At 37.7% G+C, this 24025-nt stretch carries 17 protein-coding genes, 2 pseudogenes and 1 other annotated feature; of the genes and pseudogenes, 13 read left to right on the top strand and 6 right to left on the bottom strand.

Translation table 11 applies throughout. From position 1 onward, the window contains the following. Window position 1: 1 nt before the first annotated feature. Both NSR00_RS08815 and NSR00_RS08810 read right to left on the bottom strand, forming a co-directional pair. Window positions 2-643: an acetoin utilization AcuB family protein gene (locus tag NSR00_RS08815; RefSeq protein WP_340788175.1), complete on the bottom strand. Its 642-nt coding sequence runs from the start codon at window positions 641-643 to the stop codon at window positions 2-4. Window positions 644-677: 34 nt separating this feature from the next. Beyond that, complete coding sequence (locus NSR00_RS08810; protein ID WP_066248879.1) at window positions 678-1310, bottom strand: GNAT family N-acetyltransferase; 633 nt, start codon at window positions 1308-1310, stop codon at window positions 678-680. Window positions 1311-1469: 159 nt separating this feature from the next. Between NSR00_RS08810 and acsA the strand changes: the two genes are divergently transcribed. Together acsA and NSR00_RS08800 are read left to right on the top strand one after the other, a co-directional pair. Beyond that, complete coding sequence (acsA, locus tag NSR00_RS08805; RefSeq protein WP_063387341.1) at window positions 1470-3185, top strand: acetate--CoA ligase; 1716 nt, start codon at window positions 1470-1472, stop codon at window positions 3183-3185. Between the two features lie 106 nt (window positions 3186-3291). After that, window positions 3292-3738: a GNAT family N-acetyltransferase gene (locus NSR00_RS08800; protein WP_340788173.1), complete on the top strand. Its 447-nt coding sequence runs from the start codon at window positions 3292-3294 to the stop codon at window positions 3736-3738. Window positions 3739-3867: 129 nt separating this feature from the next. Here NSR00_RS08800 and NSR00_RS08795 read toward each other — a convergent pair whose 3' ends face one another. Continuing rightward, window positions 3868-6657: a transglycosylase domain-containing protein gene (locus NSR00_RS08795; protein WP_340788172.1), complete on the bottom strand. Its 2790-nt coding sequence runs from the start codon at window positions 6655-6657 to the stop codon at window positions 3868-3870. A 128-nt stretch (window positions 6658-6785) separates the two neighbouring features. Continuing rightward, window positions 6786-7002, top strand: a binding site (T-box leader). Between the two features lie 48 nt (window positions 7003-7050). Here NSR00_RS08795 and tyrS point away from each other — a divergent pair. From tyrS to NSR00_RS08775, 4 genes and pseudogenes are all read left to right on the top strand, one after another. Continuing rightward, on the top strand, window positions 7051-8313 hold the full coding sequence (gene tyrS / locus NSR00_RS08790; RefSeq protein ID WP_327873344.1) for a tyrosine--tRNA ligase: 1263 nt from the start codon (window positions 7051-7053) through the stop codon (window positions 8311-8313). Window positions 8314-9467: 1154 nt separating this feature from the next. Then, complete coding sequence (locus NSR00_RS08785) at window positions 9468-9677, top strand: hypothetical protein (RefSeq protein WP_130157325.1); 210 nt, start codon at window positions 9468-9470, stop codon at window positions 9675-9677. Between the two features lie 62 nt (window positions 9678-9739). Beyond that, on the top strand, window positions 9740-10294 hold the full coding sequence (locus NSR00_RS08780; protein WP_130157323.1) for a hypothetical protein: 555 nt from the start codon (window positions 9740-9742) through the stop codon (window positions 10292-10294). A gap of 710 nt (window positions 10295-11004) precedes the next feature. Continuing rightward, window positions 11005-12190, top strand: a pseudogene (locus tag NSR00_RS08775) (transposase); the annotation flags it as partial. A 1496-nt stretch (window positions 12191-13686) separates the two neighbouring features. Here NSR00_RS08775 and rpsD read toward each other — a convergent pair. After that, window positions 13687-14289, bottom strand: a complete 603-nt coding sequence (gene rpsD, locus NSR00_RS08770) for a 30S ribosomal protein S4 (RefSeq protein WP_063387361.1) — start codon at window positions 14287-14289, stop codon at window positions 13687-13689. Between the two features lie 384 nt (window positions 14290-14673). Between rpsD and NSR00_RS08765 the strand changes: the two genes are divergently transcribed. Next, window positions 14674-16479: a sensor domain-containing diguanylate cyclase gene (locus NSR00_RS08765; RefSeq protein ID WP_340788166.1), complete on the top strand. Its 1806-nt coding sequence runs from the start codon at window positions 14674-14676 to the stop codon at window positions 16477-16479. A gap of 145 nt (window positions 16480-16624) precedes the next feature. Here NSR00_RS08765 and NSR00_RS08760 read toward each other — a convergent pair whose 3' ends face one another. Continuing rightward, window positions 16625-17104, bottom strand: coding sequence for a GAF domain-containing protein (locus tag NSR00_RS08760; RefSeq protein WP_066247848.1), 480 nt, complete (start codon window positions 17102-17104; stop codon window positions 16625-16627). Window positions 17105-17228: 124 nt separating this feature from the next. Between NSR00_RS08760 and refZ the strand changes: the two genes are divergently transcribed. After that, the gene (gene refZ, locus NSR00_RS08755; protein ID WP_063387364.1) at window positions 17229-17864 is read left to right on the top strand and encodes a forespore capture DNA-binding protein RefZ; all 636 of its coding nucleotides are present in this window, start codon (window positions 17229-17231) and stop codon (window positions 17862-17864) included. On the opposite strand, the gene hisJ is transcribed toward refZ, so the two are convergent. Further along, window positions 17861-18658 carry a histidinol-phosphatase HisJ gene (gene hisJ / locus NSR00_RS08750; RefSeq protein WP_063387365.1) on the bottom strand — a complete coding sequence of 266 codons (798 nt, stop codon included), beginning with the start codon at window positions 18656-18658 and terminating at the stop codon, window positions 17861-17863. The two genes, refZ and hisJ, sit on opposite strands and share 4 nt — an antisense overlap. Before the next feature lie 184 nt (window positions 18659-18842). On the opposite strand from hisJ, the gene ezrA reads away from it, so the two are divergent. The 5 genes and pseudogenes from ezrA (at window position 18843) to NSR00_RS08725 (ending at window position 24023) form a co-directional block, all read left to right on the top strand. Further along, window positions 18843-20543, top strand: a complete 1701-nt coding sequence (gene ezrA, locus NSR00_RS08745; protein ID WP_340788165.1) for a septation ring formation regulator EzrA — start codon at window positions 18843-18845, stop codon at window positions 20541-20543. Window positions 20544-21036: 493 nt separating this feature from the next. After that, window positions 21037-21936, top strand: a complete 900-nt coding sequence (locus NSR00_RS08740) for an aldo/keto reductase (protein WP_094246540.1) — start codon at window positions 21037-21039, stop codon at window positions 21934-21936. Window positions 21937-22120: 184 nt separating this feature from the next. After that, window positions 22121-22357, top strand: coding sequence for a hypothetical protein (locus tag NSR00_RS08735; protein ID WP_340788163.1), 237 nt, complete (start codon window positions 22121-22123; stop codon window positions 22355-22357). Window positions 22358-22498: 141 nt separating this feature from the next. Beyond that, window positions 22499-22706, top strand: a pseudogene (locus NSR00_RS08730) (hypothetical protein); the annotation flags it as partial. 168 nt (window positions 22707-22874) lie between these two features. After that, on the top strand, window positions 22875-24023 hold the full coding sequence (locus NSR00_RS08725) for a cysteine desulfurase family protein (protein WP_117017221.1): 1149 nt from the start codon (window positions 22875-22877) through the stop codon (window positions 24021-24023). Window positions 24024-24025: the final 2 nt, after the last annotated feature.

Raw genomic sequence — 24025 nt, 5'->3', positions numbered from 1 at the left:
GTTATTCCCCCATCATATGAGGCCATACAACGGTATAACCTTTTTTCTCAAGCTCAGTAATAAGCCCCATTGGATTCATCGTCTGCACCCGAAAAACTAGTGTTTTGAATTTTTCGTTTTCTTCCGGATACACAAAAACGCTGGAAATGTTTACTTTTCCTTTATGAAATACTGTTGCGACTTCTGAAAGCATTCCGGTTATATTGGGAACTCTTACTTCAATGCGGGAGCTGGGCTGATGGGCTCCAGTCAACTTTACAAACGTATTCAAAACATCTGTTTTGGTAATAATTCCGACAAGCTTTCCATTTGTAGTAATGGGGAGGCAGCTGATTTTATGCTCATAAAAAATCGTAGCAGCATCTTCAACAAAATCAAGAGGGTGTCCGGTTATGACATCGGTTTTCATAATGTTTTTAACTGGCTTGTTTAAAAGCGCATCCAATTTTTCATTTTTACTTAATATAGAGGGAGCAGCATCGCGAATATCTCTGTCTGATATAATGCCAATAAGGGTATTCTCTTCGCTGATGATCGGAATATGCTTGATTTTAGCTTTTTTAATTAAGTTTAAAGCATCTTGGATCGAGTGATCCGGAGAAAGCGTGAGTACGTTTTTTTGCATGATTTTTTCAATAATCATGTTATCCATCCCCTTTCCAAGAATAGCATGGCGATTAATACAAAAATCTGTTTGTAAACCTTAATTGGTCGAATTTCTGAATCGATTCGTTATCTACCCTTTTTCCAATACGAACCATTAGACAGTTTGCAGGATGAGAGCAAATTTCTGGATCATCTGTTGCATACCATTCAAGACCGCCTGCATTCATCATTTTTTCCATCATTTTTCTATACTCCCAAACATTTAAGCCAGTCCCCTTTAAATCCCAATGCCAATAATATTCCGTTGTAATAATGATGTAATCTTCCATTGCATCATCCATCATCGAAACAATCAATAAATTTTTTCCAATTTCACATCCGCGAAATTCTGGAATCACTTCAATGGCTCCTAGCTCAATTAAATTTTCCATCTTTCCTTCAGACCATCGTTCTAGAGGATCAGGGTATAAAAATGTAACATACCCAATGATTGTTTCGTCTTTTCTGGCAATAATAATCCGTCCTTCAGGAAGCTTGGCAATTTCTACAAGCGCTTTGTGCTGCCTTGGTGCAGGACGGAAAGCTGTTAAATCCTCATGAAATTTATAGCCTGCCAGTTTATCGGGGGGAATTGGCCCTTCGACAATCACCGTTCCATTTGGAGTTTCAATTTCTTTGGCATGATATGTTTTTTTATGTTCCATTCATTACACCGCCTACCAATCTAATAACCTATTCATATTATACAGGAATTGTCGAACATAATCGGATTTGTTTTGTAAAAAATTTTTACAAAATTGCGAAATGGAATAAAAAGTTATATAATGATAAACAAATATACTAATTTTTAGGGGGGTACTTCGATGAAAGTGGAAGCGCTACCAGCAATAAAAGGAAACCACAACTTAGCAAACTATGAGGAAGCATATGCAAGCTTTGACTGGAAAGAAGTAGAGGAGAATTTTTCATGGAGTAAAACTGGGAAAATCAATGCGGCTTATGAGGCGATTGACCGTCATGCAGATGGGGCCAAAAAAAATAAAGTCGCACTTTATTATCGCGATGCGAATCGTGACGAAAAGTATACGTTTGAAGAGATGAAAGAGCTCTCCAATAAAGCTGCGAATGTTTTAAAACAGCATACCGACCTTCAAAAAGGTGATCGGGTTTTCGTATTTATGCCTAGAAGTCCAGAGCTTTATTTTGTCATTTTGGGCGCAATTAAACTGGGAGCTATTGTAGGTCCTTTATTTGAAGCGTTTATGGAGAGCGCGGTAAAGGATCGTTTGGAAGATAGTGAAGCAAAAGTGATTGTAACAACAAAAGAGCTGCTGCCAAGAGTTCCAATTGATGAATTGCCTGCGCTCAAACATGTGGTGGTTGTTGGAGAAGATGTAAAAGAAGAAGGAAAAATAATCGATTTCTTTGCTCATTTTGAAAATGCAAGCAAAGATTTGGAAATTGAATGGGTGGATCGGAGAGATGGACTTCTTTTGCATTATACTTCCGGATCAACAGGAAAACCGAAAGGCGTTCTCCATGTCCATAATGCGATGATTCAGCATTATCAAACAGCAAAATGGGTTCTTGACTTGAAGGAAGAAGATATTTATTGGTGTACGGCAGACCCTGGATGGGTAACCGGAACAGTTTATGGTATTTTTGGTCCGTGGCTCCTAGGTGTTACAAATGTTATTGTTGGAGGCAGATTCAGCCCTGATTATTGGTATGAAACAATCGAAAAATACGGTGTCACTGTCTGGTACAGCGCTCCAACAGCGTTTCGGATGCTGATGAGTGCAGGAGACGAATTGGTGAAAAAATATAATTTAAGCTCTCTGCGCCATATTTTAAGTGTCGGAGAACCTTTAAATCCTGAAGTTATTCGCTGGGGAATGAAAGTATTTAATAAGCGCATTCATGATACTTGGTGGATGACGGAAACAGGCGGGCATCTTATTTGCAACTATCCGTGTATGGATATCCGGCCTGGATCAATGGGCAAGCCGATCCCCGGCGTAAAAGCAGCAATTATTGACGATCATGGAAATGAATTGCCTCCAAACCGAATGGGGAATCTAGCAATTAAAAAAGGCTGGCCTTCCATGATGCAAGCAATTTGGAATAATCCTGAAAAATATGAATCTTATTTTATCGGCGACTGGTATGTATCTGGAGACTCCGCTTATATGGATGAAGATGGATATTTTTGGTTCCAGGGACGGGTTGATGACGTCATTATGACTTCCGGCGAACGGGTCGGACCGTTCGAAGTAGAAAGCAAGCTTGTTGAACATCCTGCTGTAGCGGAAGCTGGAGTTATCGGCAAGCCGGACCCTGTTCGAGGAGAAATTATTAAAGCGTTCGTTGCATTGCGCAGCGGCTATGAAGCATCAGAAGATTTGAAAGAGGATATTCGCCAGTTTGTTAAAAAAGGGCTGGCAGCACATGCAGCGCCACGGGAAATAGAATTTTGCGAAAAACTGCCGAAAACTCGAAGCGGAAAAATTATGCGCCGCGTGTTGAAAGCATGGGAGCTTAACTTGCCAACAGGTGACTTGTCGACGTTGGAAGATTAAAAATAATAGAAGCCGTAAGTCTAGTAAATAGGCTTGCGGCTTTGTTATTGGCATTAATAATAGATTGATAAAATAAACGCTAAAAATGGAAATAGGAGAGAAGCTTATGGAATCATCCCTTTTATTGAAAGAATTGCGAACGAAAGAGGAAATTTTAGAAGGATTTTCAGTGATGAAACATTTGCGGACTCATCTTGATGAACAATCATTTCTTGAATTGGTGCTTGAAGCTAAACAAAAGGAAGGATATCAATTAGTTGCTCTTTACCATCATAATAAAATGGTTGCCATCACCGGATTTATGCCAATGATCACTTTATACTACGGGCGTTTCATTTGGGTTTGTGATTTAGTGACATTGCCTGAAGAACGATCAAAAGGATACGGTGAAAAGCTTTTAACGTATGTTCATCAATATGCTGTAGAAAATGGCTATAATATTGTTTCTTTATCTTCCGGCTTGCAGCGCGTTGACGCACACCGCTTCTATGAAGAAAAAATGCGATACAATAAAGTAAGCTATGTTTTCTTAAAAAAGCTGCCGTCACACTAGCCAGTAAAAGATAAAAAGGACCACGTGCGGTCCTTTTTAAAATATTTATTGGGTGAAAGCAAGTTTTGCTGGGCTGTTTTTTCTGTTTCGTCTACTTTATTGATCGTTTAATGCATCTTTTCCATTCGCCTATTGTCTTGCATTTGCCGTCTGCTTCGGTTTTTGCTGCGGCTCTGTTTTTCCAGATTGCACCGTTTTTACAATGGCTGAAGGAGGAGACGCTTTTCCTGCCACATCCACTGCAACGACATAATAGGAGGCAGGAGATTTTCCGACTGAGATGCTTAAGTTATTTTTTGCAGGTATGCTGGCAATTTTTTTGAAACTATTTGAATTAGATGGAGCTGCATAAACCCTGTACCCGATAACATCATATTCACCGCTTTTGCTCCAGGATAATGTTGTTCCGCTAAGCTTTACAGCGGGCACTTTAGAAGGAGCTTTGCCATTATCCTGAAGAACCCTATTGCCGGTCAACGTCAAAGCCTCTAAATTAACTCCGCTAGGCAGAAGTTTAGTCAATTGGGACACGTCTGAAATCCCAAGATTATTCAATACTTCTTTTTTCAGCAGAGGCCCTTCCTGGACGAATTCAGCCGGTGCATTTGCCGGCACTTGATAGGCTACGTTGTCTACTAAAACAAATTTGCCGTACGCCAAGCTTTTATCCACTTTATTCGGCAGAAATTTAGCGTTATACAAGTCAGTTTGAACGAGTCCAGCTTTCTTGCATAATTCAGAAGGCAGATCCCCAGAGAGGGCGCAATACGATCTTGAAACAATTCCTTTAGGCATTTTAAAGGAAGTGTTAGGATCTATTAAGTCAGGTTTGACGCTGTATGCGGCGTTCATTAATTTTGCCCAAAGCAATATATTTCTATTGCTGTAGGTCAAACCTTTGTAGGTCGTTTCCAGCCTTTTCGGCGTGTCATAACCGATCCATGTGCCGAAGGATACATTAGGATTTACAGCAACAAACCATGCATCCCGATAATCCTGCCCAGTTCCTGTTTTTCCAGCCCAATCAGATTGAAATGATAGATACCTTTTTAAAGAGGAAGCCGTTCCGCTTTGAATGACATCCCGCATCATATCAATCATTAAATAGGCTGTTTGAGGGGAAAAGACCTTCTCTTTCTTACTGTTATGTTGATATATAACTTTTCCGTCTTGTGTTTCAATTTTTTCAATCATGTAGGCGTCGACAAATTCACCGTTATTGGCAAATGTTGAAAAGGCGTTTACGTTTTCCTCCACGGTTACTCCGTAAGTCATTGCCCCAAGAGCGAGGGAGAATGAACTGTAATCTTCTTGAGCAAGTGAACTAAATCCCATTTTTTCTAAATAGGATACCGGATTTTGCGAAATAATTTTTGCATAGGTTTTTACCGCCGGAATGTTATATGAATGTTTCAATGCTGTTCGAATACTTGTTAATCCGTGATAGCCGCCTCCGTAGTTTTTCGGCTGATATTTCCCGATTGAAAATGGAAGATCTGCCACAACAGTTCCCGGCTGGACGATGCCCATTTCCATCGCGGGTGCATAGACAGCGAGCGGTTTCATTGTTGAACCGTTTGGTCTTAATGCTCTTGTAGCATGGTTTGTCTGCTCCCTGTTATGATCACGGCCGCCAACAAAGGAGATAATTTTTCCAGTTTTGTTTTCGATTAAAACAGCGCCGACTTCAACCGGTTCCTCGATGGTTACGGTCTTGCCTGTTTCAGGATCTTTTTTCTTTTCAAGCTTTGGACTTCCGTAATACTTGTAGTTTTTGACAACCTCTTGCATTTTGTCATAAATTTTCTTGTCAATGGTCGTATGAATGTTGTAGCCGTTTTGTCTCATGTCTTGATCGGCCAGCGCCATGTATCGATTAAACAACTCTTTATTATTTTTTCGGAGATCCTCCAGCTTGTGACCGTCTTTTTTCGCCAGCTGCTCAGCCAGTATATCCTTCACTCTTTTTTCAACTTCGTATATAATCCAAGGATATTGCTCAATATCAGGTTTTTTCTTTTTGGCTAAATGAGCCTTTAAATCAAACTTAAGTGCTTCTTCATATTCTTTTTTTGTAATATATCCTTCTGCAAACATTTTTCTTAGGACGGTTTTCATTCGGTTTATACCAGGCTGTAAATCTTCTTTTACTTCTCCGTCCTTTGTGAACGGTGTATAAGCAAAAGGATTTTGAGGGAGACCAGCGATAAAAGCTGCCTGCGGTATCGATAAGTCTTTCGCATCTATGCCAAAAATCCCCTGCGCTGCAGCCTGCACGCCTGCAATGTTTCTTCCGGAGCTGTTTCGTCCAAATGATGATACATTTAAATAGGCTTCTAATATTTGATCTTTCGTAAAATATTTTTCTAATCTCAATGCTAGCAGGATTTCTTTTGCTTTTCTTTCAAATGACACTTCGTTGGTCAATATTTGGTTTTTAATTAATTGCTGTGTAAGGGTGCTTCCGCCGGTTCTGACAGAAGAGTTTGAGAACTCCTGGAAAATCGCCCGCATGATCGCCTTTGGGACAATCCCTTTATGCTCGTAAAAATATTCGTCCTCCACTGCAACAATTGCATGTTTTAAATGCTCGGAAATTTGATCAATTTTGATTTTTTCACGTTCAAGATCTGTGCGAATTTTCCCTAAATAGACATTGTCTGCAAAGTACACTTTCGTTGTTTCAGAATAATCGTAAATGTCTTTTTCCAATTCTTTTTCGGAACGGATCGGCTCATCTTTTACAAGCGATGCAAAATAACCAGCTCCTAATCCTCCGATAAAGGAGAAGCCTATTAAACCGATAACTAATAGTAAAAGAAATAAGTTCCATGTTACGTTATAGGCAATGACCATTTTTTGCTGGTGTTTATGATAAAAGGAGCTTACCTTCCTAAAAAATTCGTACCATTTCTCCATTTTTCATCATCCCTCTACAAAATCTAGTTTATTATAGCATATTTTTTTCTCCGGTTGACGCCCTCTGTTCTAATCTTAGTTGACAAAGGATGTCAATTATGCTAAAAATGTTTATTAATGAAAAAAATACTTGAGCGTTGATTGGAGAAAGTAGCAGGCATTTCCCTGTTTCAGAGAGCTGATGGCCGGTGCGAATCAGCACATAAATGCTTTGTGAATTACCTCCATGAGCATTCTTTGTGAAAGTGAAGTAGCAAAGGACGGTTTTTAGCCGTTATCAGAATGAGTGAAGAACATGCAAATGTTCTTAAGCAGGGTGGTACCGCGTAATTATACGTCCCTTCATGAAGGGGCGTTTTTTATTTGGATAAAATTTGAAAAGGAGTGGGTTTGATGAATGCTTTGCTAGAAGATTTAAAATATCGCGGACTCATTAATCAAGTAACGGATGAAGAAGGATTAGATAAATTGTTGTCAGAGGAACAGGTGAAGCTGTACTGCGGTTTTGACCCAACGGCAGACAGCCTTCATATCGGGCATTTGCTGCCGATTTTAACGTTAAAAAGATTTCAAGAGGCAGGTCATCAACCGATTGCTCTTGTTGGCGGCGCAACAGGCTTGATCGGCGATCCAAGCGGAAAAAAACAGGAAAGAACATTAAATGAAAAAGAAACGGTGAAGCAGTGGTCAGAACGCATTAAGGAACAGCTTTCCCGCTTTTTGGATTTTGAAAAAGAAGGGAATCCGGCCATTTTGGCCAACAACTACGATTGGATCGGACCATTGGATGTCATCACATTTTTGCGCGATATCGGCAAAAGCTTTGGCATAAACTACATGCTGGCGAAAGAAACCGTGCAGTCAAGAATTGAAACGGGCATTTCCTTTACGGAATTCAGCTACATGATTTTGCAATCGTACGATTTTTTAAAGCTGTACCAAACCTATGATTGCCGCTTGCAAATCGGCGGAAGCGACCAATGGGGAAATATTACGTCAGGACTTGAACTAATTCGAAAAACGGAAGAAAATGCGAAAGCATACGGTCTTACACTCCAGCTCGTCACGAAAGCCGACGGCACAAAATTCGGCAAAACGGAAGGAGGAGCCATCTGGCTCGATAAAGAAAAAACATCGCCTTACGAATTTTATCAATTTTGGATCAATACCGATGACCGGGATGTCATCAAATATTTAAAATATTTTACTTTCTTATCAAAAGAAGAAATTGAACAATTGGCAGAAGAAGTGAAAAATACTCCTGAAAAACGGTCTGCGCAAAAAGCGTTAGCGGAAGAAGTGACAAAACTTGTCCATGGCGAAGAAGCACTCAAACAGGCAGTCAAAATTTCCGAGGCGCTGTTCAGCGGCAATATAAAAGCTTTAACAGCAGAAGAAATAAAACAAGGCTTTAAAGATGTGCCTTCGTATGAAACGACCGAAAATGAAATCGGATTAGTCGATTTATTGGTTCAAGCGAAAATTTCTCCATCGAAACGGCAGGCAAGAGAAGACATCGGAAACGGTGCGATTTACATTAACGGCGAACGGGTGCAGGAGCTTGATTATATTGTGTCTGAAAAAGACACCATCGAAGGTCAATTTGCTGTGATCCGCCGGGGCAAAAAGAAATATTTCTTAATTCATTTCAAATGATCATAAGCCTCTGCTCACACTTTAGGGGCCTATTAAAATCAATTGGAAAATATACGGGCGAGTGATTCTAAACGACCACCGCTCATACCCGTATTCTATTAAATAAGTCAAAAGCACCCCCCCTTCAATTGAATGGATTAATTTATTCATTGAAGGGGGGTTTTTTCGTACAAAAGAAGTGAAAATTGTCGAAAAATACAGAATTTTCTATGTCAAAAAATGTACCTAAATCTAGTTTTTATAAAGTATAATCAATTTAACAAATTATTGAAAATGAGGGATTATATGAAAATTAGTCGTTTAAAAAAATGGTTGATATGGGCAATTGTGAATCTGTTATTTTTTCATCCGTTCCTTTAGACGTTCGCAGAAACCATTCATTCTAAAGACAACAACTCTACTGAAAGTCATTTACCGTCAAAAGTCCCGACCCCTAAAATTAACCTTAAACGAGGGGAAATCATTGAGGAACGGACAGAGAATACAAAAGTTTTTTACAATGGTGATGGCACATTTACCAAAAAGATTTATTTTGAGCCGATCCATATAAGGAAAAAGAAGGGGAAACCATTTGAGGAAATTTCTCCAAATCTAAAATCGATAAATTTCTATTTCATCAACATTTATGAAGAAGATACGAAACTTTATTTACTTTCCATATAAACAGTGGTTCGTTTTCTTTTTCAAAATAAAGTTACAATCCATGCGAAATGATGTAAACGATCAGTAAATGTCACCTTATGATTTTGTGTCCATATTAAATTTTGGAATGTGTTATGGCCAAATAAGAGAAATACCTATCTTTTTCTTTTGGTCTAGCAAAATGCTTTACACAAATTTTTAAACATTATTTGTTATTTAATAAAAATATTTACATATTTGGAAAAATAATTATAATTATTTTTGAAAGTGCTATGATGGAATATTTTAATAAATAAATTGTGTAATTCTGATTTGTAAGTGTAATACTATAGCATTCTAGCAGACAACTGTATAAGTTAATTTTATTAATGTAATTAATCTGACTTGCTTTATGTCATTATATTTGCGTTAGGTCTGCTCAACTATTTTATATAATTGAGCGGATCCGAATCTTATTTTTGAGTGCCTCCACATAATTTATAGATTAATGAATAACGAATGAATTGAATATAATGGAAAAAGTTTTGATTAGACAACTTACAGGTGTTAGTTTAAGCACTGCAGGGGTTATTCTGGATTATTTGGATTGGATTTCTTACGCATCATTATTACTGACTCTAACTGGACTTGGAGCTGCTGCATCAGCAGCAGTTTGGTCTTATCGTGCTACAATTTTGGCACTATCCAGATCGGGTAAAAGAGCAGCAGCAAAAGCACTTTAATAGAAATATAGTAAAGAAGGTAGTGTGTGGGGCACTAACTTCTTTATATGAAGGGGATAAATATGCTTATATTAAAACGTCAAGGATTAATCAATACGCTTTCTTTTTTTCTATTGTCTCTGATATTGGTTGCCAATACTTTTTTTTCAATCAGGCAATTTGGGATCATTGAACAATTTAACGAAATCCAAAAAAACTTACCTTTATTTACCGAAGCATTTGTTATTGTCTTTATAACTTCGGTGCAATTGATAGCGGGTATAACAGTTGTAATAATGGAAACACTATTTGTTACTTTTGTAGCAAATTTCATGACTAAAAAGAAATTAAAATTTAGCAACTATATATTTCCAATCCTTTTAGCGAATATCTTTTCAACACTATTAAATATGACTATTATTAAGGCTATCGGTCTTAATGATATGCAAAACATTCCATGGCTGATCTGGTCGCCAGTCTCACAAATATTGTTGGCAGTTTTTATTTATATATTTTTTTCGATTATTGATAAGTCTATATCGAACAACGTAAAAATCAAATTAGGGGTTCTTATATTTTCGGTATTGTATGGTGTACCACTTATTATACATACATTGATAAATGCTACATTTTTTTAATAATTTGGGGAAGGTGTAAAAGAATATGGAAAAATATTTTAAGTTGAAGATGATGGTCGTATTCGCCATTTCAGTTATTTGTGTATTGGTAAGCGTTATCACAGTGATAAGAATCATCGGGAAAATGTTAGGGAATTGAGGACAGATGAAGTATTTCAAATATAAACGTTTAATAAAAAAAAAGGAAAAGCAATTTCCAATATAGAGATTTTCTACAGATCTATTTTCAATGAGTTTTCTGAAGCAGATAAAAAAATATTGCTGTCTGTATTATACAAAGTAAATCAGGTTATTAATTTTATTTCAAAAATAGCACCAATTTTTGTTTACTCGCTCATTTATTATTTTCATTCCTATTTAGAACCTTTTATAAATCCTTTGTATGTCGCAACAATCTATTTAATTTTTAGCCTTTGGTCCACAGATATCAATAATGATGATTATGATCCTCAGGAAATGGAAAATGTTTCCGAATGGATGTATAAAGCCCGAAAAAATAAATTCAAGTTGCTAATCCTGGAAAGATTGGCATTAACATTTGGAACAAGCATTCTTTTTTACTGCATTTTTATCTTTATTTATATGAGCATTTTGCACATTTTTCAACCCAAGAGCCATAAGGTTTTCTAAAGCATAAAAAAGGACTTCACCCCTTATTTGTAGAATTTTGAATTGACCAAACCACAAAAATCCACAAGGAGGAAGTCACTTTGTATATTCTACAAGAAAGTCTATTTTCCTTTGAAGAATTGCAAATTTTAGAGTCAAAAGAGAAATTACCGATCTTTTTTAGTGCTCTAGATTTGCGTCCTTATGCTAAACAATTGAAAAGTTCTTCACCCCAAGGGGCTGAAGGACATTCCAAAGAAGGGATATTAAGGGCTCTTATCGCTGCCCCATTAGAAGGTATTGATACTTTTACTTCTCTTCACAATCGATTGAAAAATGACCTGCGTTTTCGTTACCAATGTGGTTTAGATATTAGCAGGCCTGCACCATCCATCTCTACTCTTAGCCGAGTATTTTCTTCACTAACCAAAACTGGACTCGTGAAAAGAATCTTTCAAGATCTCGTCCAGTTAGCTCAAGAGGAAGGAGTAATTGATGGAAAACATCAGGCTATCGACAGTGCCGCCATTGATGCTTACGAAAAGAAGCAGCCTAAGAAGCGAAGTGAACAAACAGGCAACGCCAATTGGGGGGCAAAGTTTGATTCCTTCGGTAATAAAATTACTTGGTTTGGCTATAAGATGCATCTTTCCGTTGACACCAAAAGTGAATTACCAATGGCGATTGAAGTAACCCCTGCTCATATCAACGATGGGGATGTCGCACCACAATTAATTGAACAAGTAAAGAGTTGTACAAACTCTAAAATTGATTTCCTGATAATGGATGGTGGGTACGACCAGCTTAAAAACTACGAATCCGCCAAGAACATTGGGGCTCAAGCTATTATTCCACTCAATTTGCGTAATGAAAATGACTCCCGAAGGAATTGCCTCCAATGGAACCCCACGCTGTTCTATGGGGTACGAAATGACTTATTGGGGAGCCAATAAGGATCAGCTCAAATTCAGATGTCCACACGCAACCGGAAAAGTGGATTGCCCATTAGGAATGGCAGCCTGTTCATCCTCCAACTATGGAATGGTAGTAAAAATTAACGTGAATAAGGATCTTCGCCGGTACTCTAATCCACACCGCGATTCCAAACGTTGGAAAGAACTTTACAATGAGCGAACCAGTGTAGAACGGTGCAATTCAAGAATGAAAAGTTATCTTACAGCGAACTCCCTGCATGTGTGGGGAATCGATAAAGTAAAAACTCATATTTACTTGAACGCCATCGTATTACTGGTTTCAGCTCTCGCAATGGCAAAAGAGAGTAAAAGCAACAAACCGCTTAAAAAATTTTTAAAGCGAAAAATTCTGCAAGTACGCCCAAAAAAGGACAAACAGAATATTTGTAAACCAAAGATACAAAATACCCCAATTTATTTGGGTTTCTTTTAAAACTCTTTTTAATAAAAATCTAATTTTGCAAAATGCTCATTCAAATACTTTTGTTGAAGAGGAAGATCTTATCGTTTTATTTTCTCTCCGCTCTTATTTCTTTTTTTAAGAAACCAGAACAGGACTGTAAGTGAAAATAATAAAATTGGTATATATCCAACTAACCGCCATGCGTTTAACGCACCGAGAAAATAATATGCAACTGGTAAAAATGTTACAGTACTAATAAGCATAAACAGCCAAGAACGATGGAGTAAACCAATTATAAATGTAAGTATTGAAATAACAAATGAAGTTCTCCATAAGAATATAATCAAATTAAAATCATCCAATATATCGTCCACCACCTGCGTGAAATACTGTAATATTTAAAGAAACTAGGAGCTGTCCAAAAGGTCAGGGTTAACTGACTTTTTCGAGCCCCTTCATTTTAGGGACTTATCGGGCAGACCATTTTTTCTATCTTTTTATATCCTTCAGAAGTCTTATGAAGGACTTTTCTTATGCTCCCTCTTTCTGAATTGGTTCTTCAAAAGTTTTCTGACGGACATTCAGCACATATAATTGCTTCTTGTTGGGTTCATTGCCTCTATGAAGGACATTTACAAATTTATTCAATTATTTTTGTCCTTCACAGTAGTATTTCTCCCAAATCCTTCATTTTAGGGGACTCATCAGGCAGCCCCTTTAAAAAATTGATTTCTTACTCATCATCAACTTTTAATTTTAAATTTGAGTAAAGAACTAAATTCCTACCTCAAATTTTGCTTCGTCATCCGATGTATCAGCATCTATTTCATTAGAAGATCGTTAATCGATATTATTTCACCAGCTGTGAAAGCATTCGTTATTGGGATTTTACAAATAAATCTAATAGAATATTGCCGTATATAAATATTCTTCATTATGCACTCAATTCCTTTTTTTGTTTTAAGAAGTGAGTCTTCAAGCTTTTTTCTGCAACGATATGGCATGCAGGCACAAAACTAAACAATTTAAATTCAATAGAGCAATGTCCCGTGTATTTTATGTGATTAAAAAGAATTGGTTAAAAATAGGGAAAATTTTAAGTTATAAAAACGTTTTACTATGCACATACATTTTATGAATCGTGATAGATCTGAATGTACTGATACGATTTCAAGGATTTCCGCAGGTTCTAAATCTCATTTTGGTACTTTCGTGTATATAAAAATAATTCAGCATCTGTCCGCATTTTTTATAAAAAGTAGCTCCAAAAGCTTCCCCACTTGCCCCAAAATAATACATTATGATCAAATTGTGATCAAACCTAAATTGAAACAAAAAAACCCTGAAATCCTTTCTTCTCAAGGGTTTCAGGGTTTTTAAATACTGAATTATACAATCTAATTTTATTAACGAGAGTAGAACTCAACGATGAGCGATTCGTTGATTTCCGCAGGCAATTCAGAGCGTTCAGGCAGACGAGTGTATGTTCCTTCAAGCTTTTCCGGATCAAATGTTAAATATTCAGGAACAAAGTTGTTTAATTCAACCGCTTCTTTAATGATTTGAAGGTTGCGGGATTTTTCACGGACAGAAATCGTTTGGCCTGGTTTTACTTGGTAAGACGGAATGTCCACGCGGCTTCCATCCACTAAAATATGGCCGTGGTTAACCAATTGGCGTGCTTGACGGCGAGTGCGAGCCAAGCCAAGACGATAAACAATGTTATCTAAACGAGACTCTAAAAGGATCATGAAGTTTTCACCGTGAATACCCGGCATTTTGCCCGCCTTTACGAAAGTATTGCGGAATTGACGTTCGTTAACTCCGTACATATGGCGAAGCTTTTGTTTTTCTTGCAATTGTAAGCCGTATTCAGAAAGTTTTTTCCGTTGGCCTGGACCATGCTGACCAGGTGCATACGGACGTTTTTCAAGCTCTTTGCCTGTGCCGCTCAAAGAAATGCCTAAACGGCGGGAAATTTTCCATGTAGGACCTGTATAACGAGACATATTGCTCCTCCTTTTGTATTTTCGATTGTAAAATACAAACAGACTGATTCTCTCAATTATGCACATTTTGTTTTCATGTACCTTCGCTCCAGCAGCAGAGAGTTACACGGTACACCTCAGATTTGAGGAACAAAATGACATCATAATTGTCGAATCCTTAGGCTGCTATATTTTACACAACGATCATTATATGATTTTAAATGAGCGGTGTCAAGATTATTTCCTTTGCTGTCAGCGAAAAGGAATATTTAATCCGACGAACTTCACACATTCATTTCTATTTTTTGTGAAAAAAATACCAATTATTTCACAAAAAAATGGTGCTTCATGTTATAATACTATTAAAGTAATAAGGTCTATTTTCCCGGTTATAGGTGGTGGAGTATGGATTGGGATCATTTTGAAAACTTATTTTTCCGATTACTTATGAGTGATTCGGACAGACAGCATTTCGATGAATTTATTAATGAAATGTTTGCCATTTTAATCAAAGCATTTAATCTTCAAAATGTGTCGATTTGGAAAGAGATCGGTTCGAATCTTTTTTTATGCCAATACTCGAGCAATGACGATGTAAAAGGTGCTTCGAAATCATTTAGCTTCAAAGACGATGAACAATTTGTAGTTTACAAAGAAAAAGGACGATTGTTTTTGCAGTATTCGGCAGAATCCTCTCCCAAAATGCTGTTGGAATTCAGAGGAGGCCGTGTACTTCACAAACTTTCTAATCAACCACTAGAAAAAATTTCTAAAATATGTTTTGCCATGTTTTTTCACGGAAAAAAATTATATTTGCAAAAAACGCTTAAAGAAAAATATTATCAATTGTTTTTATTAACTGATGAACTTTATTCCATTATGAAAGAAGAAGAAGTGTTAAACAAGCTTTATAACACTTTGAGGCAAATGTATCCCGACCTATTATGCCATTTCATTTTGCCAATTGATTATTCATTAGGACATGAAATTCCTGTGAAAAATTTGGAGCAGGAAATAGATCAGTATGAGGAAGCTATGACAGCCTTTTTGAAAGGCGATATGGTCGTAAGAAGCTCGTCAAACGGGCTCTATATTTATGTCCCGATTGCAGGTAGACAGGGTGTGTATGGATTAATTGATGTACATATCCCACTTCATATTGAACAAATCGATGACGTAATCGATATGATCGAAAAAGTGGCAAAGGCCGGCGGCAAAGCGCTGGAAAATGCCAAGCTGTATGAACAGTCGAAGCAGCATGTAAACGATTTGCAGCTCATTAATGATACGGCTCGAAAAATTAATAAAAACTTGCGGATTTCAGATACGATGAAATACATGGTTAAAAGAATGCTTCGTTCATTTTCTGCAGATGAGGCCGCTTTTTTTATTTTTGATGAAAATAAAAAATGGAACATGCTTTCAGAAAGTACATCGTTTTTCCATTCAGATGAATCGAAGGCTTACGTTGATTGGGTTGCACAAAATATATTGGAGCAAAATAGTGTATTCACTGGCGATATTTCCAATTCCATTCTCGGGGAAGCCGTTTATAAATCAATAATGGCTGTTCCGATGATCGACAGTGAAAAAATCATCGGATTTGCTGTTGTGCTGCGTAAAGAACCGTATTCCTTCACGTTTGATATGTACAAATTAATGGAATCGCTTGTGTCTCATTCTACACTCGCCTTTACGAACTCCATGCTTCGGGAAAAGCTGGAATTGCTCGTGATCACAGATCCGCTTACAAATCTTTTTAATAGAAAATATTTTGACGAGGTTGTTCATCAATCGTTTAAAGAAGACCAAAGAGGCACATTAATTTTAATAGACGTAGACAATTTTAAACAAATCAATGATACGTATGGCCACCAAGTAGGCGATAAAGTGCTTATTCAAATTGCTAAAACTATAAGGAACAACATACGGGAGGAAGATGTAGGAGCTAGATGGGGCGGAGAAGAGCTGGCCATTTATCTTCCTAAAGTGGGTTTAAAAATCGGATGTGAAGTGGCAAACAGAATTGTTTCAGCTGTGCGGAAATCAACGAAACCGCCTGTAACAGTTTCATGCGGTGTTTCCTGTTGGGATGCAGCCCATAAAAATGATTCGCCTGCCCTTCTTTTTAAAAGAGCAGATGATGCCTTGTATCAGGCAAAGCGCAATGGAAAAAATCAAGTATCGGTTTTAGACCAAGAAAGAGCATAAAGGGTTCCTAGGTATTGCTCTGATTTGTTAAAATCGTTTGACAGATCGTAACTAGGGACCCTTTTTTATATCATTTGAAAGGGTTCAAAAGTTGAATGCTCATTTCCACCTGTTCACGACTTCCGGCGTTTGAAAAACAAGGCTATTAAAGGTATTCTGTAAGAATATTCGTGAATTTTTCTAAATATCTTTGGTCTATTTCATCAAATCGGTTTTTAATCGGGCTGTCAATATCTAACACACCGATTACCTCATCGTTCTTAATAAGCGGGACAACGATTTCCGATTGTGATCGCGCGTCGCAGGCGATGTGTCCAGGGAACTCATTTACATCAGCCACTCTCACCGTTCTTTTTTCGAAAGCAGCCGTTCCGCATACACCTTTGCCAATAGGAATTCGGACGCATGCCGGCAGCCCCTGAAAAGGTCCGAGAACAAGCTCATCTCCGTCTTTTACATAAAAACCAACCCAATTGATTTCTGACAAAAATTGATTCAACAAGGCGGATGCATTAGCTAAATTCGCTATGACATTTTTTTCCCCTTCAATCAATGCTGTAAGCTGTTTTAACACAAGCTCATAATTTTCTTCTTTTGTTCCATTATAGCTTTCGACGACAAACATGGAAATTCCTCACTTTCTTTTTCAAAATGACAAGTAAGTACGAACTTTGTCGAGAAATTATAGCAGGAAAATATCGTTGCGGGTAGAAAACTTCTAACAGCCATCAACAAAAGGAGTGATCCACTTGCAAACGAAAACGAACACTGTTACGAAAGAAAATATCGTTGATGCAGCAATTTTCCTTTTTAATACAAAAGGTTACACCGGAACATCGGTTAGGGAAATTGCCAAACGGGCCAATGCAAATATCGCCCATATTTCTTACTATTTTAAAGGAAAAAACGGATTATTGGAACATTTAGTGTCCAAGTTTTATGAAGGTTATTTAGACGTAATCGATCAATGCTATCAAAAATGTACAGAATCTCCCAAACTCTCTCTTATGGCAATCGTTGAAGAACTTCTCCGCTATCAATATGAAAACCGCCGGCTTGCCCGTTTTGTCCACCGAGAAGTAACGCTTGATTCGACTCTCATTCGCCAGGTGATGATGACTTATTTAGCGAAAGAAAAATATTATTTGCTTAACCTGCTTGAACGGGGGATGCGAGCAAACCAATTTAAACAAGTAGACATTCCCCATTTTTTAGTACAATTCAAAAGCTTAATAAATATGCCGTTTTTACAGCCTCAATACATGTATGAAGTTTTACATATTAATCCGTACGAAGAATATTTTGTCAAGCAATATAGTAAACAGCTGGTTTCATGGCTGGAACAAATACTTTTTCAGAAAAACGAAAAACAATCAAATGACTAAACCATTTTTTCAAAAAGTGAAAAATCGCTGCCTACATCCTTCGCGCTATGGGCATCAGAACCATAAACGAGAGGGATGCTTTGTTTTTTGGCCGCTTGTATAATATCCTCTGGCGGGTAAATTTCTCCGCAAAAGGCTTTTCGTAAACCGGAAGTGTTGACGTCCAGTTCCATCCCCCTTTTGTTCATTTCAGCAAAAATCTGTTCAATATAAGGCTTTTCATCAAATGTGGCTTGGAAAAGCTTTTGAAATTTGTGTATTAGCGTAATATGTCCAAGCCGCTTCGGCTTATACTTTCCAAGATCTGAAACAACCCCTTTTAATACTGTCGCATAATATAATTCGTATAAATGATTGATGCCGCCTGAAAGCTCCGCCATTTTTTGAAACGTATGTTCATCAAAATCTACACAATAATATTGTCCATTTAATTTTAAAAAATGTACGGACAAAATGCTGTCATCAAGAAAAGGACCGTATTTGTCCAAAAATTGCGCTGTTTCTCTTTCAAAACCGTTAATATAGTCTACTTCTAAACCGATATGAATATCGATATCGCGTTTATATTGTTTTTTTAAGTCTAGCAAAATAGACAAGTAGCGGTCGATATCACTGAAGGGCATTGCGCTGTCCTTATCGGGAGTTGGATCAACAAACCCTTCCGGCAATGGAGCATGTTCTGTAAAGGTTATAGCAGAAAATCCTTTTTTTATGGCAGTTTCAATATACAATTCAAATGAATCGTCCGTACCGTGGGGGCAAAAAGGGGTGTGAACATGTCCATCTTTTTTCATAGAAATCACCTCAAGTTTGTCGAGATTTATGTGAAAAAATTAAAAATTTTGCTCAAAAAATGTCGTTATCATGGTATCATAAATACATTGAGAACACATTATTTTCTTTTGAAAGTTTTTTCGACAACGTCGTTTAAAATATACATACCCTTTAAGAAAGTGAAACGGACCGAGGGGGCTCATAATGGAAGTTGTGATCGTATTAATTTTATTGATTTTCCTTCTATTTGGAATCGGTTATGGATTTCGAAAAAATATTTATAAAGAAGTAGACCGTCTTGAAGCTTGGAAAATAGACATTATGAATCAGTCCATAACAGATGAACTGTCCAAAGTAAAAGAATTAATCATGAGTGGAGAAACAGAAGAATTGTTTGAACGCTGGCGAAAAGATTGGGACGATATCGTCACTAGCAGGCTTCCGCAGGTGGAAGAGCTTCTGTTTGAAGCGGAGGAATATGCTGAAAAATACCGCTTTAAAAAGTCAAAAGAAGTTTTATTACATATTGAATCGGTTTTAAAAGAAATAGAAGAACAAATAGCCGGCATTGTTCAGCACATTAACGATCTTGTTGCAACAGAAAGCAATAATAAGACAGAAGGTGAAGCAGTCAAACAACAGCTAAAAGAGTTGAAAAAAACACTGCTCTCCCATCGCCATACATTTGGAGCTGCGTATGAACGGCTGGAAAAAGAGTTGTATGAAATATTACATACAATGGAAAAATTTGATGAGGAAATGAACTCAGGAAATTACGTAACAGCGAAGGAAATTTTGGATGAACAAAAACAGAAGCTTGAAGCACTCCAATTAAAAGTAGAGGAGATTCCAAAGCTTTTAACTGAATGTCAAATGATTGTGCCGAACGAGATTTCCGAATTGAAAGAAGGGTATAAAAAACTGCTCGAGGATGGCTACAAGCTTGAGCATTTGGAAGTGGAAAAAGAAATTTCGCATATTGAGGAAAAAATGCAGGGCTTGAAAAAGAAGCTAAGTGAAGCAGAGACAGAAGACGTGAAAATGGGTCTTGATTCCATAAAAGAAACGATTGATAACATTTACGAAATGCTTGAGAAGGAAGTGTATGCGAGCCAATATGTAAGACAAGAAGCGGAAAAAACCGGGGAAAAGCTGCAATCTTTATTAGAGGAAAAAAATGATTTAAAAGAACAAGTCAGTCTTGTACAGCAGAGCTACCAGTTGTCAAATGATGATGTCGACAAGCTAAAAGAGTTGGATAAACTGATGAACCAACTGAAAAATCATTACAAGCATATTTTGGCAAGCATAGAGAACTCCAATATTGCGTATTCCGTTTTACAGGAGGAACTGGAAAGTTTTAATAAGCAAATTGATCAAGCAAAGGAAAAATACAACGAATGGCATTCGATGCTTCAGGCATTGAGAAAGGATGAATTAAACGCGCGCGACAAATTAGCAGAACTAAAGCGAATGATGGCTGAGATTAAACGGGCGATTCGAAAAAACAACATTCCCGGCCTTCCGGAAAGCTTCGTGGAGCAATTACAAACTGCTCAGCAATCGTTTGAAAAGGTCAGCAATGCGCTTGAAGAAATTCCGCTCGATATGGATCGAGTCCAAACGTATTTAAACGATGCTGTGAGCATCATCGAACAATTAAAAGAAAACACAGATGAGATCATTGCCCAAGTTTGTTTAGTCGAAAGATTAATACAATACGGTAATCGATACCGCAGCACGTATTCGGGCCTTGATAAAAAATTAAAAGAAGCTGAACAGTTGTTCAGAAATTATGAATACAGCAAATCTTTGGAGCAAGCGGCTGCTGCCATAGAGGAAATCGATTCGGAAGCGATGAAAAGAATACAGAAGCTTGTTGAAAATGAATTGAAAGATCTATGATTTATGCCTGTCTTCGTTTGAAAGACGGGCATTTTTATTGCCCATGCTCCCATATGGACTATAGTCAGTAAGCATTTTTATTTAACTATGAGGAGTTGAAGCAATAATTCTGTGCGAAATGTCGGTTTGGAGAGTATATTTTTCACTTAACATGAGAAAACCTATAAGAAATTGAAACTCCACTCGTACAAACATGAGCAATTGCAGAGCTTGTTATCTATAAGATAATGAAATTCCACAGCCGGATGATTTTGCAAATCGTCCTTTCCTTATTTTTATTTGTCCCATCTAGGCGCTTGCCGCTGTGAAGGGCTTTTTTATTGTAATTCATTGCCACATTTGTTATAAAGGTGTAAAAGGGAAACAATAGCAATTAAACAAACACTAAAAACAAGTTTCGAAAGCACGTACATATTTTTGAAGTCGAAAAGGTATGAAAGCGGAATTTTATAGAATGGGAATTTCACAATATAACGGAAAGGGTCGAGAGTGGATGGGATTATTGGACAGTAATAAAATCATGGAAATAAGAAGTCATGTTGAAAAACGAGTAGTGAAGCTGCCTGATGGCACGACTGTTCCATGTATAGGTCAAGGAACATGGTACATGGGAGATAAGCCACAGGAGAAAGCTAAAGAAATAAAAGCCTTACAACTTGGAATAGAATTGGGCATGAAAGTAATTGACACTGCTGAGATGTACGGAAATGGCGCTTCTGAACGCTTAGTCGGCGAAGCAATCAAAGGGCGCAGAGATGATGTGTTTTTAGTCTCTAAAGTGTATCCGCATAATGCAGGACTAGACAAGATTTCCGTTGCATGTGAAAACAGCTTAAAACGGCTGGGGACGGACTATTTAGATTTATATCTTTTACATTGGCGAGGCCGCATTCCTTTAGAAGAAACAATCGAAGGTATGGAAAAGCTGCGAAAAGAAGGAAAAATATTAAGATGGGGAGTCTCCAATTTTGACACAGACGATATGGAAGAGCTATGGAACACGCTCAACGGATCAAACTGTGCGACAAACCAAGTGTTATACCATATAGGTTCGAGAGGAATTGATTTTGATCTGCTGCCTTGGCACCGGGAACATCATATACCGATTATGGCGTACAGCCCCCTTGCCCAAGGAGGTACATTAAGAAAGCAGTTGTTGACGGATCCAACTGTTAATGAAATTGCCAAAAAATACAATGTAAAACCATTACAAATTGCACTTGCTTGGACGATACGCACGAATGATGTCATCGCTATTCCAAAAGCTGGGCAAGAGCAGCATGTTCTGGAGAATGCTGAAGCTGCTGCTATTGAATTAACCCAAGAAGACTTGAACCGACTTGATGAGGCATTTCCAAAACCTCGTAAAAAAGTGCCTTTGGATATCATTTAACATGTTGCTGAAGCAATATTCGGTAATACGCCGGAGTTGTCCAGAAAGTCAAGCTCCCATCGAAAACAAAAAATCATAAACACCGATATATCAAAGTTTCTAAAACATTAAAGGGGTCAATAACCCGAAAAAACAACTTATTAGACAGCCCCTTCATTAAAAGGAAATAGAAACGAAGGTCGTCATGAAAACTTTTTTTCAAGGATTGACGTTTCCCGAGTTAGCTCTGGCAGGCAAGGAGCAAGCAAAAAGGGCAGCTAAAGGACATGATGATGAACGGATTCAAGAAACGAATCATCAGCAGCTTAAACTATTGCACCTGCTGGCAGCTGTGAGAGTGTGCCGACAGTCTTTTCTTGAACAGCGTAACTTTTTGGTCTATAGGCGTCTAATGAGCGGCTTATTTTTAGTTCTTCTTTGAAAAATAGAGCCGATGTCTCTTTTTATGGCATAATGAACAGCGGCGAAAATCAGCTTTTTCTCGTTTCTCTAAAGCAAAATGCTAGAGGGGTAACGAGTTTTTTTATTTCTTTACGCTGTGTTCTAAAAGTGATTGATAGGAATGAGGAAGAGATTGATCTCAAATTTTATTTGCGGTTCAAGAAATGGGGAACGACTGACGAAGAAAGGAGAAATCATCCGCTTTGTGAAGCGAGTGACGAAGGAATACGATAGGTTAGTCGTGCTTGATGATGTCAGTTTTTAAGATTGAACGCGGGAAGTTTTACACGCTGCTTGGGATCGGCGGATGCGGGAAGACGACGATGATCGAAGATGACGTTGTTGAATTCACAAAAAAGCAGCTACGTGCGTGGACAAAGGCTTTCGTCTGAATGAGCCCGTCTATGTGATGATCTTTTCTTTTTCATTTCAATTTACTTATGTTAATATTGCATTGCAAAGTGTTAGAAAATATAATTCAAAGGGGTATACAACCGATGCTTTACTTGGATAATAGTGCAACTACAAAGCCTTACCCTGATGTACTTGATACGTACCGGCAAGTGGCGGAAAAGTTTTTCGGGAACCCATCATCTCTTCATCATTTGGGTGTTCAAGCGGAAAGACTTTTAACAAAAGCAAGAGAACAAGTAGCCGATTTGCTAGGTGTAAGCGGACAGGAAATCATATTTACGTCTGGAGCAACGGAAGGAAATAATTTGGCGATTAAAGGCGCGGCTTTTGCACAAAGACATAAAGGAAAGCATTTGATTACGACTGTAATTGAACACCCTTCTGTCAGTGAAGCATTTGAACAGCTTGAAAAAGAATTCGGGTTTGAAGTGACGTGGATTCCTGTAAATGAAAATGGCATTGTGTCTCCAGCTGACATACAAAAGGCTGTACGTAACGATACAATCTTAGTGTCCGTTATGCATGTCAACAATGAAATCGGAGCGATTCAGCCAATTGAAGAGATTGGCGAAATACTTAAAAACTATCCGAACATCGTTTATCATGTCGATCACGTGCAAGGAGTCGGGAAGGTTCCTTTAAATATAAAAAAAGCGGGAATTGATTTATGTACAATATCTGGCCATAAATTTCATGCCCTAAACGGTACAGGAGTGTTGTACATTAGAAAAAATACACCAATTCTCACTCTTTTATCAGGGGGTGGCCAGGAAGCAAGCATTAGATCAGGCACTGAAAATTTAGCGGGCAGCGTGTCCCTAGCGAAAGGTTTAAGGCTGGCATTCAACGACTATGAAGAGAAGATCGATCGTCTGATTAATACGAAAAACTATCTTATAAATGAGCTTGAAAAAATAGATGGCATTATTATCAACACACCAAAGGAATCTTCCGCCCCTCATATTATCAACTTTTCTGTACCTGGTATAAAAGCGGAAGTTTTAGTTCATATGCTTGAAGAGGAGAATATTTATGTCTCCACTACTTCAGCTTGTTCTTCAAGGAAAAAGGGAGAAAGCAAAGTATTGAAGGCGATGGGCAAAAAAAGCAGCATCACCGAAAGCGCCATCCGCATAAGCCTTTCAATTGGGCAGACGATCGATGATGTCAAGCCGTTGATTGACGTCCTGCCATCATCTATACAAAAATTAAAAAATATAATGGGGTTATAAAC

The organism is Aeribacillus sp. FSL K6-8394 (assembly GCF_038008865.1).
Classification (GTDB): domain Bacteria; phylum Bacillota; class Bacilli; order Bacillales; family Aeribacillaceae; genus Aeribacillus; species Aeribacillus composti.
The sequence above is the reverse complement of the archived record's forward strand: the minus strand, read 5'-3'. Positions and strand labels throughout refer to the sequence as shown.